This window comes from Campylobacter ureolyticus ACS-301-V-Sch3b, from assembly GCF_000413435.1.
Taxonomy (GTDB): Bacteria; Campylobacterota; Campylobacteria; order Campylobacterales; family Campylobacteraceae; genus Campylobacter_B; species Campylobacter_B ureolyticus_A.
Genome location: NZ_KE340328.1, coordinates 146850 through 165110, shown reverse-complemented (window position 1 = coordinate 165110; position 18261 = coordinate 146850). Strand labels below are relative to the sequence as shown.

Genomic DNA, 18261 nt, shown 5'->3' with positions numbered 1-18261 from the left:
TTTATCCTTAACAAGGAAGTGATGCTTAACTCTACTTATTATATTAAGTAGATAAAAATAAGATAAGCAAACGAGCTATTAGTACTGGTCAGCTAAATGACTTACATCACTTACACACCCAGCCTATCAAACTTATAGTCTATAAGAGCTCTTAAAAGAAGATTAATCTTGGAGTTGGCTTCGAGCTTAGATGCTTTCAGCTCTTATCACATCCCAACTTAGCTACTAAGCGGTGCCCTTGGCAGGACAACTTATACACCAGTGGTTGGTTCAACCCGGTCCTCTCGTACTAGGGTCAACTCTCCTCAATCTTCTTACGCCCACGGCAGATAGGGACCGAACTGTCTCACGACGTTCTGAACCCAGCTCGCGTACCGCTTTAAATGGCGAACAGCCATACCCTTGGGACCTGCTCCAGCCCCAGGATGCGATGAGCCGACATCGAGGTGCCAAACCTCCCCGTCGATGTGAGCTCTTGGGGGAGATCAGCCTGTTATCCCCGGGGTACCTTTTATCCTTTGAGCGATGGCCCTTCCACACAGAACCACCGGATCACTAAGACCGACTTTCGTCTCTGCTCCACTTGTCGGTGTCGCAGTTAAGCTGGTTTTTGCCTTTATACTCTATAAACGATTTCCAACCGTTTTGAACCAACCTTTGTAAGCCTCCGTTATTATTTGGGAGGCGACCGCCCCAGTCAAACTACCCACCAGACATTGTCCTACCTAAGGATAACTTAGGCTAGTTAGCTACCCGAATAAAGAAGAGTGGTATCTCAAGGATGACTCCTTATAGACTAGCATCTATAGATCATAATCTCCCACCTATCCTGCACATCTTTATCCAAGTAGCAGTGTCAAGCTATAGTAAAGGTCCACGGGGTCTTTCCGTCTTGCCGCGGGTAGGAGGAATTTTCACCTCCACTACAATTTCACTGGATCCCTCTTTGAGACAGCTCCCATCTCGTTACGCCATTCATGCAGGTCGGTATTTAACCGACAAGGAATTTCGCTACCTTAGGACCGTTATAGTTACGGCCGCCGTTTACTCGGGCTTCGATCAAGAGCTTTGCTAATGCTAACTCCATCAATTAACCTTCGAGCACCGGGCAGGCGTCACACCCTATACATCCACTTACGTGTTAGCAGAGTGCTGTGTTTTTGGTAAACAGTCGGGAGGGACTCTTTGTTGTAACCTCTAGGGCTTGCACCCTGGTAGGCACACCTTATACCGAAGATACGGTGCTATTTTGCAGAGTTCCTTAAAGAGAGTTCTTCCACGCGCCTTAGAATACTCATCCCACCCACCTGTGTCGGTTTACGGTACGGGCAATTATTACTAAACTTAGAAACTTTTCTTGGCTCGATAGTATCATGGATTCTTACGCTACTCCGAAGAGTTTTGTAAGCCTTTAAGATTTTGGATAAAGAGTTACGGATTTGCCTATAACTCAACCTACGTCCTTAGACTAACTATTCCATCAGTTAGCTCCACTAACTTTAAGCGTCCTTCCATCGCACATAATAATTGGTATTGGAATATTAACCAATTTTCCATCGCATACCCCTTTCGGACTTTGCTTAGGACCCGACTAACCCTACGATGACGAGCATCGCGTAGGAAACCTTGGGTTTTCGGCGATCAGGATTCTCACCTGATTTAACGCTACTCATGCCTGCATGCTCACTTGTATTTGCTCCAACGCTCCTTACCGGTACATCTTCAACGCTAAATACAACGCTCTCCTACCACTTAGTAAAACTAAGTCTACGACTTCGGTACTTATTTTAGCCCCGTTATATTTTCCGCGCAAAATCACTAGACCAGTGAGCTATTACGCTATCTTTAAAGGATGGCTGCTTCTAAGCCAACCTCCTGGTTGTTTAAGTAACTTCACATCGTTTTCCACTTAAATAAGATTTTGGGACCTTAGTCGGTAGTCTGGGTTGTTCCCCTCTTGACGACGGATTTTATCACTCGCCGCCTGACTGCTATGATTACATTAAAGGTATTCGGAGTTTGATAGGGTTTGGTACATTGGTGTATGCCCTAGCCCATTCAGTGCTCTACCCCCTCTAATTACTACATAACGCTATACCTAAATATATTTCGGAGAGAACCAGCTATCACGAAGTTTGATTGGCCTTTCACCCCTATCCACAAGTCATCCCAAGACTTTTCAACGTCAGCGGGTTCGGTCCTCCGCCGGCTCTTACACCGGTTTCAACCTGCTCATGGATAGATCACTTCGTTTCGGGTCTGCAATATCTGACTAAACGCCCTATTAAGACTTGCTTTCGCTACGGCTCCGGATTTCCTTAACCTTGCCAGATATCACAACTCGCAGGCTCATTATGCAAAAGGCAGTCCATCACACGTCATAAAGAATCGTGCTCTGAATGATTGTAAGCAAATGGTTTCAGGTTCTATTTCACTCGGGTCACCCCCGTTCTTTTCACCTTTCCCTCACGGTACTTGTTCACTATCGGTTTGGTAGTAGTATTTAGGGTTGGAAAGTGGTCTTCCCAGATTCAGACAAGGTTTCACGTGCCTCGCCTTACTCAGGATACTGTTAAGTAAAAAAGAGTTTTCATATACGGGAGTATCACCCTCTATGCTTAAACTTTCCAGATTATTCTATTAACTCTTTTTAGTCTATGTTACAGTCCTACAACCCCACTAGTAAACTAGTGGTTTGCCCTTTTACGATTTCGCTCGCCGCTACTTTCGTAATCTCATTTGATTTCTTTTCCTGTGGGTACTAAGATGTTTCAATTCCCCACGTTTGCTCCATATAGGTAGTATATATCACTATATACTGGGTTTCCCCATTCAGAAATTCCCGGATCAAAGTTCCTTGACAACTCCCCGAGACTTATCGCAGTCTAGCACGTCTTTCATCGCCTCTACCAACCAAGGCATCCACCATTCGCTCTTAGTAGCTTACCTTTTTTGACTTCTCATAAGAGCAAAGCTCTTATTGCGGCAAGGAGTGTAAACACTCCTTTGAACCACCTAAAGCACAAAGTTGCTAAAGCAACTTCGTATTACTTTTAAATAGATGTTATCGCTTAATGAAAAGTCTTATTAGAATTATTTATTATGTTGATATTCTAATTCGCATCACTTCCTTGTTAAAGATAAAATTAATTTATTTTATAATGTTTATATCATATAAATTAAGACGGAAAGAGATTATAAACTATAAAGTAAGTTTTAAAAACTTTATTGTTTCGTGTATAATCTTTAAACTTTTAAACTTGATAACAGTTAAATTTAAAAGATTTGCTTTTATATTTATATAGATATAAAGCTTTAACAAGTCCTGTAAAATTGTTTTATTTTATTAAAACTTTTTGTGACTTTTAACAATGATAATTTAAATAACATTTAGATTATAAAATCTAATTAGAAAATTAATTAGTTATTAACTCTCTAATTAGACTTTATTGGATTATAAAAATAAAGGTAGGTATTTTATCTTAGATTATCTTATATTTTTATAAAACAGTATATATTAAACTATAGATTATAATTTTACTATGATGTTTTTAATGGTGGGCCTGATAAGACTTGAACTTATGACCTCACCCTTATCAGGGGTGCACTCTAACCAGCTGAGCTACAGGCCCTTATGGTGGAGAATAGCGGGATCGAACCGCTGACCTCCTGCGTGCAAAGCAGGCGCTCTCCCAGCTGAGCTAATTCCCCTTTAGCTCTATTATTAATCTTAAAACAATCTCTGAAAACTAAACAAGGATGATTGAGTTAGTTTGTCTATTACACTATAAGTATAATTAATACTTATATCTTTCTTATAGATATCTTGTGAGAGAATATCTATTTGTACTCTAGAAAGGAGGTGATCCAACCGCAGGTTCTCCTACGGTTACCTTGTTACGACTTCACCCCAGTTACTGATACCACTGTGGAAGGTAGCTATTTTAGCATCCCTGCTTCGAGTGAGATCAACTTCCATGGTGTGACGGGCGGTGAGTACAAGACCCGGGAACGTATTCACCGTAGCATGGCTGATCTACGATTACTAGCGATTCCGGCTTCATGGGGTCGAGTTGCAGACCCCAATCCGAACTGGGACATATTTTATAGATTTGCTCCATCTTGCGATATTGCGTCTTACTGTATATGTCATTGTAGCACGTGTGTCGCCCTGGACATAAGGGCCATGATGACTTGACGTCGTCCACACCTTCCTCCTCCTTACGAAGGCAGTCTGTTTAGAGTGCTCAGCCGAACTGTTAGCAACTAAACACGTGGGTTGCGCTCGTTGCGGGACTTAACCCAACATCTCACGACACGAGCTGACGACAGCCGTGCAGCACCTGTCACTAAATTCTAGTAAACTAGCACTTTCTAATCTCTTAGATGTTTTTAGGATGTCAAGTCCAGGTAAGGTTCTTCGCGTATCTTCGAATTAAACCACATGCTCCACCGCTTGTGCGGGTCCCCGTCTATTCCTTTGAGTTTTAATCTTGCGACCGTACTCCCCAGGCGGTATACTTAATGCGTTAGCTGCATTACTGCCTTGACTAGCAAAGCAACAACTAGTATACATCGTTTAGGGCGTGGACTACCAGGGTATCTAATCCTGTTTGCTACCCACGCTTTCACGCCTCAGCGTCAGTTAGGTTCCAGCAGATCGCTTTCGCAATGGGTATTCTTCTTGATCTCTACGGATTTTACCCCTACACCAAGAATTCCATCTACCTCTCCCCTACTCTAGACTATCAGTTTCCTAAGCAGTTTAGTGGTTAAGCCACTAGATTTCACAAAAGACTTGATAATCCGCCTACGCGTCCTTTACGCCCAGTGATTCCGAGTAACGCTTGCACCCCCCGTATTACCGCGGCTGCTGGCACGGAGTTAGCCGGTGCTTATTCATCAGGTACCGTCATTATTCTTTCCTGATAAAAGGAGTTTACGCTCCGAAAAGTGTCATCCTCCACGCGGCGTTGCTGCGTCAGGGTTTCCCCCATTGCGCAATATTCCTTACTGCTGCCTCCCGTAGGAGTTTGGACCGTGTCTCAGTTCCAATGTGACTGATCATCCTCTCAGACCAGTTACGCGTCATAGCCTTGGTAAGCCATTACCTTACCAACTAGCTGATACGATATAGTCTCATCCTACACCGAAAAGACTTTCCCTATTTAACTTATGCCAAATAGGAGTATGAGGTATTAGCAGTCGTTTCCAACTGTTGTTCCTCTGTGTAGGGCAGATTAACTATATATTACTCACCCGTGCGCCACTAATCCATCCTAGCAAGCTAGGACTTCATCGTTCGACTTGCATGTATTAGGCACGCCGCCAGCGTTCACTCTGAGCCAGGATCAAACTCTCCATAAAAAATATTATGAAGTTTTTAATCTAAAAACTTTTATTATTTATCTTTAAATAAAAATAAATTATTATCTAATACCTTTATATATAATACAAAGATATTGTTTTTAATTTCTAGCTCAATCGATCACTTGTTTAGATTTCAAAGATTGACTTTAAAATTTGATTTTTATAGTTTAACATTAATAATTTAAAAAACTCGTTTTTTATAAAAAAGAACTGTTTAAACAACTCGTTTAAGAGGTCTTTTGTAAAACGGAAATGAAATTATACAAACATAAAGCTTAAAGTTTGATTAAAGTGGGGGAAAATGTTTTGGGGAAGGTGTGAAAAAGTGAAATAGTGCGAAAAATACATTTTGGCTTTTTGATACATACAATAAAAAAATTTCTTATACATTTTAATGTATTCGGTTTATTGTTTGAAAGTTATAATTTCTGTGCAATATCAAAATTTTAATTTTTTATTTATCAATAATATGATAAAATGATAGAACTTTTATTTAGGAGGAAAAATATGAAAAGTATAAAAGGAACAAAAACTGCTGTAAATTTGATGAAATCATTTATCGGCGAGACACAAGCTGCGATAAGATATGAATATTATGGCGCTCAAGCAAAAAAAGATGGTTATGTTCAAATTCAAAATATATTTTTAGAAACAGCAAGAAATGAAAAAGCTCACGCAAAAAGGCTTTATAAATTTCTAATACAAGATTTGCATGGCAAAAAAATAGAAATTTCAAATGATTTTCCTATTGTATTAGCAGATACTTTAGCGAATTTAAAAGCTGCTGCTGAGGGTGAGCATGAAGAGCACTCACACATGTATCCAGAATTTGCAAGAATAGCAAAAGAAGAAGGTTTTGATGAGATTGCAAGTGTGTTTGAGCATATTGCAATAGCTGAAAAAGCTCACGATACAAGATATAAAAAACTTATATCTAATATTGAAAGTGGTAAGGTGTTCAAAAAAGATGGAGTTTGCATTTGGAAATGCAACAACTGCGGATATTTACACGAAGGAAAAGAAGCTCCTGAAGTTTGTCCAGCCTGTGATCATCCACAAGCACATTTTGAAGTTTTTAAAGAAACATATTAAAAAAATAAGCTCAAATTTTAAATTTGAGCTTTATAAATTTAAGCAAACATAGCTTTTTTCACATTCTTTACTTTTATCCATGCAATTAAATAAATAAAAAAACTTAAAAGACCAACAAAATAAGAGGCAAAGCTTATTAGATTTAAAATTGGTAAAATATTTACGAAAAAATTTCCAAACATAATTAATAAAACCATAAATATTCCAAATAAATATGGAAGTGAGTTTAAAATAACAGAAACGACAATTAATACAGCATAAAACTTAAAAAGCTCAACATTTGTAAGTCTAGCAAGCTCGAAAAACACCTTAAGCTGTAATTTAATGCAATATATGATTAATAATATTAAAATAACAAAAAGAGCTATATTTCCAATAATTAATATCTCTTTGGATTGTAAATCTACTAAAAACGCATTTGATAATCCAAAAATAAACATAAATAAAAATATTAAAATTAATGGATAAAATATCGCTTTAAGATAATTTATATGAATTGCCGAGCCACTTAAATTTGAAATTATTTTAAGTGCTATGTATGTTCCAATAGGCATTACCAATAAAGAACCAAGCACTAAAATAGCTGTATTTAAAGGCATATTTTTATAAGAAGTGTCCAATGTTCCATAATTGAGATAAAAAATTACAGAAACCACTAAAACAGGAATCAAAAATGAAAAAATAGCGATGATTTTAGCCGTAAAAATATCTTTTTGGTTTTTACTTGGTTTTTTAATCATATCATCTTGGATAGTAAAATCTCTTTCTTTTTTGTCATTTTTATGATTTTTAATTTTTCCAAAAATTGATTTTTTTGAAGAAGTTTTTTTATCAAAACTATTATAATTTGGGAATTTAGTATCTTTATTTTTATCTTTGTCATTGCCAACATTAAATGTAAAAACAAATTTGTTATCATCTTTACTATCATTTTTACTTGTTTTTACTTTTTCAATTTTATTTTCTAAATTCTCATCTATTTTACTATTTTTTACAATTGGCTCATCAGAACCATCATCTAAATGACTTTCGTACTCCTCAAAAATAGTTTCTTTTTTATCATCTTTTTTTCTAGATTTAAATAGATTTAAAAATTTTTTAAAGTCTATCTTTGGAAAATCACGATTTTTAAGTTTTTCAATATCTACCTTTTTAATTTTTTCTAAAACGCTTTCTTTTGGCTCCTCCTTTGGAGGCTTTTTACTAACAAAAGTAATATTTATAGCGATATTATCACTTTCTTCAAAACTAACTATATCTCCGATAGCAACATTTTGCGTAAGGCTTTTGTTATATCTATAATAAAGCCCATCATCACCTATAATAAATTGATCACTTATAACTTGACCTTGCAAAATATCTCCTTAAATAAGATGTTTTTTTGGATAATCATAAAGTAAAACTTTGCCTATTTTTTCTTCTATATCACAAAATTTTTCAATATCAAAACCAATGCCAAAAATTCCACACGTTGGAATGCTTCCAATAGCAGAATCACTCAAAATTTCACAAATATTTGTAATTGCATAATTATGCCCTACTATAAAAATTGTTTCAAATTTATCGTCTAAATTTTCTACAAATTTCAAAAGATTTTTTCCCTCAAAATCATAAAGCTCATCAAAACTCTTAAACTCGCCTTTAAAATTCATCTTTTCGGCGATAATATTTGCTGTACTTAGCGCCCTAACTGCACTACTTGTATAAAAAGCTTGCGGCATTATACTAAGTTCATTTAAAAATTTTCCCAAAGATGAGGCATTTTCCCTGCCTCTTTTATTTAATTTTCTTAAAAAATCACTACTTGCTTCTTTTTTTGCTTTTGCGTGTCTTATAAAATAAACAAATTTCATTTTCTTTCTTTCTTAAAAATTATGCTAAATTTATAACCTACATTGCAAGCTCAAGCATAGTTTTTGCCAAAACATTAGCTCCTAAAATAGCATCTTTAAAATTTACATTCTCATTCATGTTATGGCTAACTCCATCTTTGCAAGGGATAAATATCATCCCAACCTCATCGGCAACTCCAACCATATTCATAGCATCATGCCCTGCCCCGCTTGGAAGTTTTATAGCCTTTATGCCAAACTCATTAGCATTTTTTTCAAGTATATTTGCAAGAGTTTTACTAAGCACAACAGGTGTATCTTTTACTAAATTTGTAAGCTCATAATCAATTTTATCATTTTTACAAATTTGATCTATCATCTTAGTAATTTCACCATCTATTTTGTAAAGCATCTCTTTATCTATATCTCTTATATCTATTCCTAAAACACACTCTCCAGGAATTACATTTAAAACACCAGGTTTTGCATTTGCATATCCAACAGTAGCAACTGTTGTTTTTCCTTTTAATGCGATTTTATTAACTTCACAAATTATTTTTGCAGCACATAAAAGTGCATCACTTCGCATATTCATAGGAGTTGCACCGCTGTGATCAGCTCTTCCATAAATTTTAAGTTCATAGCGAATTGGAGCGGCTATTCCTGTAACAATTCCTACTGAAATATTGTGATTTTCTAAAACTGGACCTTGCTCAATGTGAAGCTCTAAATAACTTTTATATGTTGATGGCTCTAAAACAGCATTATAATATTTATTTGGACTAAGTCCAAAATTTCGCATCGCATCAAAAAGCGAAATGCTATTTTTATCTTTTAAAAAATTAAGTTGATCAAGATTTAATTTTCCAGCTATTAGTTTACTTCCAACAGTTGCCATTTTAAACCTGCTTGATTCTTCGCAGGCAAAAACTATTAACTCAAGTGGTCTTTTTATTTTTTTACAACTATCTTTTATACTTTTTATAGCTTCAAGTCCAGCCATAACACCAAGTGCTCCATCATAAAATCCACCATTTGGAACACTATCAATATGCGAACCAGCACTTACAGCTGGCAAATCAGGCTCTTTTACATCATCATATCTTATAAAAATATTTCCAACTTCATCGGTTTTGTATTTAAGTCCTGCTTCTAAAGCTAAGCTTTCTAAATATTTTCTAGCTTCTTTTTCCTCATCGCTAAATGCAAGGCGAGTTAAGCCACCACTTAAAACTCCATTTTCCAAATATCTATCTCCTTTAATAGCTCCAAATTTTGAAATTTCTTCAAATTCCGCTTTAAATCTTTTTTCATTTATCATTTTTTTATCCTTTTAAATTTATCTTTTTAAAGAAATTTTAGCATATAAATACCCAATACCAAAACCAAAAAGATGCGCATACCAACCAACTCTTATACCAACAAGCATTGGAACAAAGCTTATAACTAAAATTGCCATTATTAAACCATTTCTCATATTTTTATCTAATTTAGCTAAAACCCCAAGTAAAACAGATATCGCCCCACTAGCTCCTACTAAATTTACAACAACACCATGTCTTGCCATGTAATATGTATAAGCAAGACTTAAAATAGATGTTATAACTCCACCAATAATATAAATAAATCCAAATTTTAAACTTCCAAAATATCTTTCTAAAATATAGCCAAATTGATAAAGCACTGCCATATTCATAGCAACATGTAAAAATGAAGCGTGTAAAAACATAGTAGTAAATACTTGCCAATAAAATCCACTAAAAAATAGATAATTAAGTCCAAAATAGCTCATTACTAAATTTGTACTTAGGACATACTGGCTTAAAATAAATATTATTAAATTTAATACAATTAGTGTGTTAGTAACTTTCAAATTTTTATCCTTTTGCTACGATTATTTTTCAAAATATATTTTTTCATGGTCTACTTTTCCATATCCCGCAAAACGATTTGACGCAAGACAAGAAATTTTATTTTTAGAGCATCTTACAATATAACTATTTTCTATTTTATCATTTACTTTATGACTATTTTTTTGATACAAATTGATATAATCAATTCTGTTTACTCCACGGACATTGTGTAAAAAACTTACTCTTCCATCACTAAAAACATCTTTTACAACGCCAATATGTGTAATTTGTTTTATTTTAGAGTATTTAGTGTTTCTTGTAGTGTTGTAAAAAAATATTAAATCACCTATTTTTGGAGATTTAAAAATTATATTATTATTTGATTTATAAAAGTTATAAATTCCAGCCGATCTTCTGCCACTTTTTGGAGTAAATTTATAAATATCTTCTTCTAAAAAATAGATATTATCATTTTTTTTATTTATGAGATAAATAAGCCCTGAACAATCTCTGCCTTTTTTCTTTTCTTCAAGAGATTCTAAAGTCTTTATAAAGTTTTCATTAACATAAAATCCGCTTTCAAAGTCTAAATCCTCGGTTATAGGAACATCTATCATGGCTTGTTTTTTAACACATCCTGTTAAAAAAAATAGTGATAAAAAAACTAATAATAACTTTTTTTCCATAAAAATTTCCATTACTTAAATTTCAAATACAAATTAAAAATCAAAAACTTAGGTAATTTTATCAAATTTTTGTAAATTTTACGATATTTAGCACTATTACATTTTTGTAAGTAAAAATTTTGTATAATTTTAACTATTTTTTAAAAAGGTGATTTTAAATGGAGTATTTAGAAATAGTAGGTGGAAAAAAACTTAGTGGTGAAGTTGTAATTTCTGGAGCAAAAAATGCGGCATTACCGCTTATTGCTCTTAGTATCTTGGCAAAAAATGATTTAGTTATTTCAAATTTGCCAAATGTAGTTGATATAAAAACACTTATAAAACTTTTAGAAAACTTAGGTGCAAAAACTGAGTTTTTAGACAACCACAGTATTAAAATAAACACAAACTCCATTAACTCGACAAAAGCCACATACGATATAGTTAGAAAAATGAGAGCTTCTATTTTAGTTTTAGGACCACTTTTAGCAAGATTTGGAAAATGTGAAGTCTCACTTCCAGGAGGATGTGCAATTGGTGCAAGACCGATTGATTTACATCTTTTAGCATTAGAAAAAATGGGTGCAAAAATAGAAATAAAAGATGGATATGTAGTTGCAACTGCCCCAAAAGATGGCTTAAAGGGTGCAACTATTACTTTTGATAAAATTACAGTTACTGGAACTGAAAATATAATAATGGCAGCAGCTCTTGCAAATGGAACTACAAAATTAATAAATGCAGCAAAAGAACCTGAAGTTGTTGCTTTATGCCAAGCTTTAAAAAATAGTGGAGTTGAAATTTTAGGCATTGGAAGCGATGAACTAACTATAAAAGGCACAAAAAAAGATCTTTTAAATATTAAAAATATTGAAGTTATTCCCGATAGAATAGAAGCTGGAACATACCTTTGTGCAGCTGCTATAACAAATTCTAAAATAACTATTTCAAAGTGTGAACCAAATCATCTTGGTGCTATTTTAAGTAAATTTGAAGATATGGGTTTTAAATTTGAAATTAAAAAAGATAAAATCACAATTTTACCGGCTGAAAAAATAAACTCAACTGAAATAATAACAACTGAATATCCTGGTTTTCCAACAGATATGCAAGCTCAATTTATGGCTGTTTGCTGCGCTGCAAATGGAACTAGTATAATAGATGAAAGACTTTTTGAAAACCGCTTTATGCATGTTGCAGAACTTCTTAGAATGGGAGCTGATATAAAACTAAGCACCCACACAGCCACAATTAATGGTAAAAATTTAAGTGCAGCAGATGTTATGGCAACTGACTTAAGAGCAAGTTCAGCACTCGTTATAGCAGGACTTGTAGCAAAAGGCACAACAAAAGTTCATAGAATTTATCATCTTGATAGAGGCTATGAGGGTTTAGAAAAAAAACTATCAAGTCTTGGTGCAAAAATAACACGAAAAAAAGAGGATTAAATTATGATAAATGAAACTTTAAATTTAATCTATAATGAGATAAAAAGCATAAATTTAAAAAAAATTGCACTTTTAAATGAAGCTTTAAATGAAATTTGCGCAAAAGATATAGTTGCTATAAAAGATCTTCCTTGTTTTGATAACTCTGCACTTGATGGATATGCATTTAATCACAAAAATGTAGGAAAAACTCTAAAAATAAAAGGCATAATTTACGCAGGAGAAAAAAAAGAATTTCACTTAAAAGATGATGAGTGTTATAAGATAATGACAGGCGCGATTATGCCTAAAGGTGCTGATACTGTTCTAAGAACAGAAGATGCAAATGTTAAAAATAATGTTTTATTTCTTCCAAATGAGATTAAAAAATTTGATGGATATAGACTAAAAGGCGAGGAAGTTACAAAAGGTAAAATATTAATTAAAAAAGGAGAGATTCTAACTCCTAGAAAAATTATGCTATTAGCAAGTCAAGGAATAAATGAAGTTGAAATCTATAAAAAACCAAAAATTGCCCTATTTTCAAGTGGAGATGAACTAAAAGAGCCATGGCAAAAAGCAGATGAATACGAAATATATAACGCAAATGCAAGCGGTATAGAGGCTCTTTTAAAAAACAATGGCTTTGAAAGTAAGTATCTAGGAATAACAAAAGATGAGCCTTTAGTTATAAAAGAAAGTTTTGAAAACTGCTTTAAAGAGTTTGATTTTGTTATAACAAGTGGCGGTGCAAGTGCTGGAGATAAAGATTATATGGATGAAATTTTAAAAGATTTTGGTTTTAGGGAAATTTTTGATCATGTAAATATAAAACCTGGTCGTCCTACAAAATGTTTTATAAAAGATGAAAAAATAGTTTTTGTTTTAGCTGGAAATCCAACAGCTGCATATTTACTAGCATTTTTATTAGTAATTCCAACACTTAAGAAATTAATTAATCAAAATGATGATTTTTTTGAAATTTCAAAGGCAAAATTTAGTGGAAATTTAAAACTTAAAAGTGGAAGAATAAATGCAATTTTAGGAATTTATGATGATTTTTGTTTTAAAGTAATTGATGATAATAAATTTGGCTCAGGAACGATTTCTCCACTTGCAAAAGCAACTCATCTTTATCTAGCAGATTTGGATAAAAAAGAGTTAAAAGATGGTGAAATTATAGAAATTTTAAAGCTTGATTAAGGATTAGTATGATAAGATTAAAATCTTTTTATTTTTTATGCGGGAATAGCTCAGGGGTAGAGCATAACCTTGCCAAGGTTGGGGTCGCGAGTTCGAATCTCGTTTCCCGCTCCATTTTTAAATACTTAAACCCAACAAATTTTACAGGTAAAAATCTATGAGAATTTTACTTTGTATAACAGGTGCAAGCCTTGTAAATTTAGGTTTAAAACTCATACCGCATATAAAAAAAGAAAATGAACTTTTTGTAGTTTTAAGTAAAAATGCAAAAATAGTTTTAGAAAAAGAAAATAATCAAATTTTTAATGAAAATAACTATAAAGATGTTAAATTTTTTGATGATAACAATATATATGAAGGCCCTGCATCTGGCTCATTTAAAATAGATAAAACCATAATTGTACCTTGCTCTATAAATACTTTGGCAAAAATTCACTCAGGAATTTGCGATACTTTAATAACAAGAGCCGCAGCAGTTGCACTAAAAGAGAGAAAAAAATTAATCTTATGCGTTAGAGAAATGCCATTTTCTACAATATCCCTAAAACAGATGTATGAGCTCTCAAGTCAAGGAGTAATTATATCTCCGCCAGTTTTGGGAAGTTATGCTGGGTTTGAAAATATTTTAGAAATAGAGAATTTTATACTTGGAAAGTGGCTTGATTTATTAGATATAAAAAACGAAATTTATAAAAGGTGGGAAATTTGAGAAGAGCTTGCATATATCCTGGAACCTTTGATCCCATTACAAACGGACATATCGATGTTATAAAAAGGGCTTTAAGATTTTTTGATAAAGTTGTTGTTGCAGTTGCCTTAAATGATGCAAAAAAGCCTAGTTTTAATATAGAAAAAAGACTTAAAATGGTAAAAGCTGCAACTATAAATTTAGGAAATGTTGAAGTAGTAAGTTTTGAAAATTTATTAGTAGATTTTGCAAAAGAACAAAAAATTGCCACGGTTATAAGGGGCTTAAGAGCTGTTAGTGACTTTGAATATGAACTTCAAATGGGATATGCAAACTCATCTTTATGGAATGAATTTGAAACTGTGTATCTTATGCCAACACTACAAAACGCCTTTATAAGCAGTTCTGTTGTAAGATCTATTTTTTATCATAAAGGCGATATTTCACATTTAGTTCCAAAAGAAATTTTAGATATTTTAAAGGATGAAGATGCTAGTGATATTTGAAGGAATTGATTGCGTCGGCAAAACCACACAAATTAATCTTTTAAAAGAAATTTATAAAGATGCTATTATAACAAAAGAGCCTGGTGGAACCGAATTTGGAAAAAAGATAAGAAATTTATTATTAAACGGTGATGAAATTTCAAAAAAAGCTGAGTTATTTTTGTTCTTAGCCGATAGAAATGAACATTATGAAAAAGTCATAAAACCAAATTTAAATAATTTGATATTAAGCGATAGAAGTTTTATATCTGGCATTAGCTATGCTTTGACAAATGACAAAAATTTAAATATAGATGAATTAATAAGCCTTAATAAATTTGCATTAAATGGGCATTTTGGCGATAAATTTATCTTTTTAAAAGCTGATGAAAATACACTTAAAAACAGACTTTTCAATAAAAAATTAGACAATATAGAAAAAAGAGGTATAAAATATCTTTTAACAGTTCAAGAAAATATGGAGATGATTTTAAATTATCTCAAATTTGAAGTTTTAAAACTAAATGCAAGTGATGAAATTTCAAATATTCACGCAAAAATCAAGGAGTTTATAAAATGATAAAAGCACTTAGAGGGATGAAAGATATCATAGATAATGGTAATTTATATAGACATATTATTAAAATTTGTGAAGAAACAGCAGAAAATTTTGGGTATAACTTTGTAGAAATTCCAAAACTTGAAGAAACTTCACTTTTTATAAGAAGTGTTGGTGAAAGTAGCGATATAGTAAATAAAGAGATGTATGAGTTTAAGGATAAAAGCGATAATAGTATTTGTCTTAGGCCAGAAGGAACTGCGGGCGTTGTAAGAGCCTTTATAGAGCATAAATTTGATAAAGCTGGTGGAGTTAGAAAATACTTTTATCATGGTTCTATGTTTAGGTACGAAAGACCACAAAAAGGTCGTTTTAGAGAATTTCACCAATTTGGAATAGAGTGTTTTGGGGAAAATTCAGTTTATGAAGATGCAAGTGTTATTATAATAGGAGCTCAGATTTTAAAACGCCTTAATATAAAAACAACTTTAAAAATAAACTCCTTAGGTGATAAAAACTGTATGCCTATTTATAAAGAAAAACTAGTTAAGTTTTTAAACTCACAAACTCTTTGTGATGATTGCCAAAGAAGAATTAAAACAAACCCAATAAGAGTGCTTGATTGCAAAAATGAATCTTGCCAAAAAGCTCTTCAAAACGCACCTTTGATAACAGAAAATTTAAACGATGAGTGTAAAAGTGACTTTGAAAAACTTAAAGAAATACTAACTAAAAACAACATTGAATTTGAAGTTGATCCAAAGCTAGTTCGTGGACTTGATTATTACACTAAAACAGCTTTTGAATTTGTAAGCGATGAGCTTGGCTCACAAAGTGCAGTTTTAGGTGGTGGAAGATATGATAATTTAGTTGAGTATTTAGGTGGAAAACCTACTTTTGGTGTTGGATTTGCTCTTGGGATTGAAAGGGTAATGGAAATTTTATCTATAAGAAATAAAGAAGAAAAAAGAGATGGAATTTATCTTTGCGCACTAGATGATAAATTTATAGATGAAATTTACTCTTTGGGGCTGGATTTAAGAAAAAAATATAAAGTCGAAGTAAGCTACGAGGCTAAAAATCCTGCAAAACATCTAAAATCAGCTGATAACTTAAATAAACTGATATTTCTTTGCATCGGCGAAAATGAGTTTAAAAATAACGAAATTTGGTATAAAAACCTAGAAAATGGTGATAACCAAAAGATAAAACTTTCAAATTTAGAAGGAAAATTAAATGAACAGTAATCTTTATGGATTAAATATTTGGGGAAATTCAAATTTTATTATTGAAGATGGAGAGGTTTGTTTAAATACTGATTTTAAGCCATCACTAATAGATATTGTAAAAGAAATTAGAAACGATGGTATAAAAGGCCCTATTTTACTTCGTTTTCCACATCTTATCAAAAAGCAAATTGTTGATATTTATTCAAACTTTGAAAGAGCTAGAAAAGATAATGATTATAATGGAACTTTTAATGCTGTTTTTCCACTTAAAGTAAATCAATATCCTGGCTTTGTAAAGCACTTAGTTGAGATTGGAAAGCCTTTTAATTATGGGCTTGAAGCAGGAAGTAAAGCTGAGCTTTTACTAGCTATGGCTTATAATAATTTTAAAGCTCCAATTACAGTAAATGGTTTTAAAGATAAAGAACTTATAAATATTGGCTTTATCGCAGCTGAAATGGGTCATGATATAACCTTAACAATTGAGGGGTTAAGTGAGCTTGAGGCTATTATAGAAACAGCAAAAGAGCGCTTTACACCAAAGCCAAATATTGGTCTTAGGATAAGACTTCATAGTTCAGGTAGCGGAATCTGGGAAAAAAGTGGTGGCATAAACTCAAAATTTGGTCTAACTGCAACAGAGCTTATTGAGGCTATAAATTTATTAAAAGATGCTGGGCTTATAGAAAAATTTACAATGATTCATTTTCATATAGGATCGCAAATAAATGAGATTAACCCACTTAAAAAAGCCCTAACAGAAGCTGGAAATATCTACGCAGAACTTAGGAAAATGGGAGCTAAAAATCTAAGAGCTATAAATATAGGTGGCGGCTTATCAGTTGAATATTCACAAACCAAAGAAACAGCAGAAAAAAACTACACTTTAAGAGAGTATGCAAATGATGTCGTGTTTTTATTTAAAACAATTGCTGAGTCTAAAAATGTTGCTCAACCTGATATTTTTATAGAATCTGGCCGTTATGTAGCTGCTTCTCATGCTGTTTTAGTAGCATCTGTGTTGGAACTTTTTTCACAAGAATATACAGAAGAAAAATTATCTTTAAAGGGTGAAAATCCACCTTTAATAACAGAACTTGCATATTTATATGAAAACATAAAAAGCTCAAACGCACTTGAATATTTAAACGATGCAATTGCCCACATGGAAAGCATTTTAACACTATTTGATTTAGGATATGTTGATTTAATAGATAGATCAAATGGAGAAATTTTAGTTCATTTAATTATAAAAAAATCAGTGGAAATTTTAGGAAATAAATTAAACTATTCAAATTTATTAAAAATTCAAGACGAAGTTCAAGAAAGATATTTAGTAAATTTCTCACTATTTCAGTCTTTGCCTGATTTTTGGGGTTTAAAACAGCATTTTCCTATTATGCCACTTACTAAACTTGATGAGCGTGCAACAAGATCAGCTTCAATTTGGGATATAACTTGTGATAGCGATGGAGAAATAAGCTTTAATTCAGTTAATAATCCTTTATTTTTACACGATGTAGATGTTGAAAAAGAGGATTATTTTTTAGGATTTTTTATGGTTGGGGCATATCAAGAAGTTCTTGGAATGGATCATAATCTTTTTGTCCATCCAACAGAGGCAACCATTATGCTAAAAGAAGATGGCAGTTTTGAAATAAAAGATATTTTAGAATCCCAATCAGTTCTTGATATATTAGAAGATATGGATTATGATGTAAGTGATATCCAAGAAATTTTAAATCAAAGAATAGAAAGTTCAAATTTAGTCGATGAAAAACAAAAAAAGCATATCTTAGGAGAGCTTTATCTATTTTTAAACGATAACGGATATTTAAAATCTTTTGGTTAAGAGGTT

13 protein-coding genes, 3 tRNA genes and 2 rRNA genes are annotated in these 18261 nt (G+C 32.7%); 9 read left to right on the top strand and 9 right to left on the bottom strand.

The annotated features are described in order from the left end of the window. Positions 1–58: 58 nt before the first annotated feature. The 4 genes from HMPREF9309_RS08070 to HMPREF9309_RS08055 all read right to left on the bottom strand — a co-directional run bounded on the left by HMPREF9309_RS08070 (position 59) and on the right by HMPREF9309_RS08055 (position 5367). Positions 59–2949, bottom strand: a 23S ribosomal RNA gene (locus HMPREF9309_RS08070). A gap of 606 nt (positions 2950–3555) precedes the next feature. Then, positions 3556–3632 (bottom strand) — tRNA-Ile (locus HMPREF9309_RS08065). Between the two features lie 3 nt (positions 3633–3635). Then, positions 3636–3711, bottom strand: a tRNA-Ala gene (locus HMPREF9309_RS08060). Positions 3712–3855: 144 nt separating this feature from the next. Next, positions 3856–5367, bottom strand: a 16S ribosomal RNA gene (locus HMPREF9309_RS08055). The 16S and 23S rRNA genes sit together here with 2 tRNA genes alongside, the layout of an rRNA operon. Positions 5368–5877: 510 nt before the next feature. Here HMPREF9309_RS08055 and rbr point away from each other — a divergent pair. Beyond that, positions 5878–6462, top strand: a complete 585-nt coding sequence (rbr, locus tag HMPREF9309_RS08050; RefSeq protein WP_016647447.1) for a rubrerythrin — start codon at positions 5878–5880, stop codon at positions 6460–6462. Positions 6463–6500: 38 nt separating this feature from the next. Here rbr and HMPREF9309_RS08045 read toward each other — a convergent pair whose 3' ends face one another. From HMPREF9309_RS08045 to HMPREF9309_RS08025, 5 genes are read right to left on the bottom strand one after another with little or no spacing between them, the layout of a single operon-like run. Next, positions 6501–7817 (bottom strand): hypothetical protein, encoded by a 1317-nt coding sequence (locus HMPREF9309_RS08045; RefSeq protein WP_016647446.1) that lies wholly within the window; start codon positions 7815–7817, stop codon positions 6501–6503. Between the two features lie 9 nt (positions 7818–7826). Next, positions 7827–8315: a SixA phosphatase family protein gene (locus tag HMPREF9309_RS08040; protein ID WP_016647445.1), complete on the bottom strand. Its 489-nt coding sequence runs from the start codon at positions 8313–8315 to the stop codon at positions 7827–7829. Between the two features lie 37 nt (positions 8316–8352). Then, complete coding sequence (locus HMPREF9309_RS08035) at positions 8353–9615, bottom strand: M20 family metallo-hydrolase (RefSeq protein ID WP_016647444.1); 1263 nt, start codon at positions 9613–9615, stop codon at positions 8353–8355. Positions 9616–9633: 18 nt separating this feature from the next. Next, a complete protein-coding gene (locus HMPREF9309_RS08030) occupies positions 9634–10167 on the bottom strand; it encodes a rhomboid family intramembrane serine protease (protein ID WP_016647443.1) in 534 nt (177 codons plus the stop codon). 21 nt (positions 10168–10188) lie between these two features. Next, positions 10189–10833: an NlpC/P60 family protein gene (locus HMPREF9309_RS08025; protein ID WP_016647442.1), complete on the bottom strand. Its 645-nt coding sequence runs from the start codon at positions 10831–10833 to the stop codon at positions 10189–10191. 158 nt (positions 10834–10991) lie between these two features. Between HMPREF9309_RS08025 and murA the strand changes: the two genes are divergently transcribed. The 8 genes from murA to speA all read left to right on the top strand — a co-directional run bounded on the left by murA (position 10992) and on the right by speA (position 18255). After that, complete coding sequence (gene murA / locus HMPREF9309_RS08020) at positions 10992–12260, top strand: UDP-N-acetylglucosamine 1-carboxyvinyltransferase (RefSeq protein ID WP_016647441.1); 1269 nt, start codon at positions 10992–10994, stop codon at positions 12258–12260. A 3-nt stretch (positions 12261–12263) separates the two neighbouring features. Further along, complete coding sequence (locus tag HMPREF9309_RS08015) at positions 12264–13442, top strand: molybdopterin molybdotransferase MoeA (RefSeq protein ID WP_016647440.1); 1179 nt, start codon at positions 12264–12266, stop codon at positions 13440–13442. A gap of 39 nt (positions 13443–13481) precedes the next feature. Next, a tRNA-Gly gene (locus HMPREF9309_RS08010) sits at positions 13482–13556 on the top strand. Positions 13557–13599: 43 nt separating this feature from the next. Next, positions 13600–14151, top strand: a complete 552-nt coding sequence (locus tag HMPREF9309_RS08005; RefSeq protein ID WP_016647439.1) for a UbiX family flavin prenyltransferase — start codon at positions 13600–13602, stop codon at positions 14149–14151. Further along, positions 14148–14636, top strand: a complete 489-nt coding sequence (gene coaD, locus HMPREF9309_RS08000; protein WP_016647438.1) for a pantetheine-phosphate adenylyltransferase — start codon at positions 14148–14150, stop codon at positions 14634–14636. The genes HMPREF9309_RS08005 and coaD overlap by 4 nt, the downstream gene beginning before the upstream one ends. Continuing rightward, positions 14620–15195: a dTMP kinase gene (gene tmk / locus HMPREF9309_RS07995; RefSeq protein ID WP_016647437.1), complete on the top strand. Its 576-nt coding sequence runs from the start codon at positions 14620–14622 to the stop codon at positions 15193–15195. The genes coaD and tmk overlap by 17 nt, the downstream gene beginning before the upstream one ends. Further along, positions 15192–16421, top strand: a complete 1230-nt coding sequence (gene hisS, locus HMPREF9309_RS07990) for a histidine--tRNA ligase (protein ID WP_016647436.1) — start codon at positions 15192–15194, stop codon at positions 16419–16421. Before tmk ends, hisS begins: the two co-directional genes overlap by 4 nt. Beyond that, on the top strand, positions 16411–18255 hold the full coding sequence (speA, locus tag HMPREF9309_RS07985; protein WP_016647435.1) for a biosynthetic arginine decarboxylase: 1845 nt from the start codon (positions 16411–16413) through the stop codon (positions 18253–18255). The genes hisS and speA overlap by 11 nt, the downstream gene beginning before the upstream one ends. Positions 18256–18261: the final 6 nt, after the last annotated feature.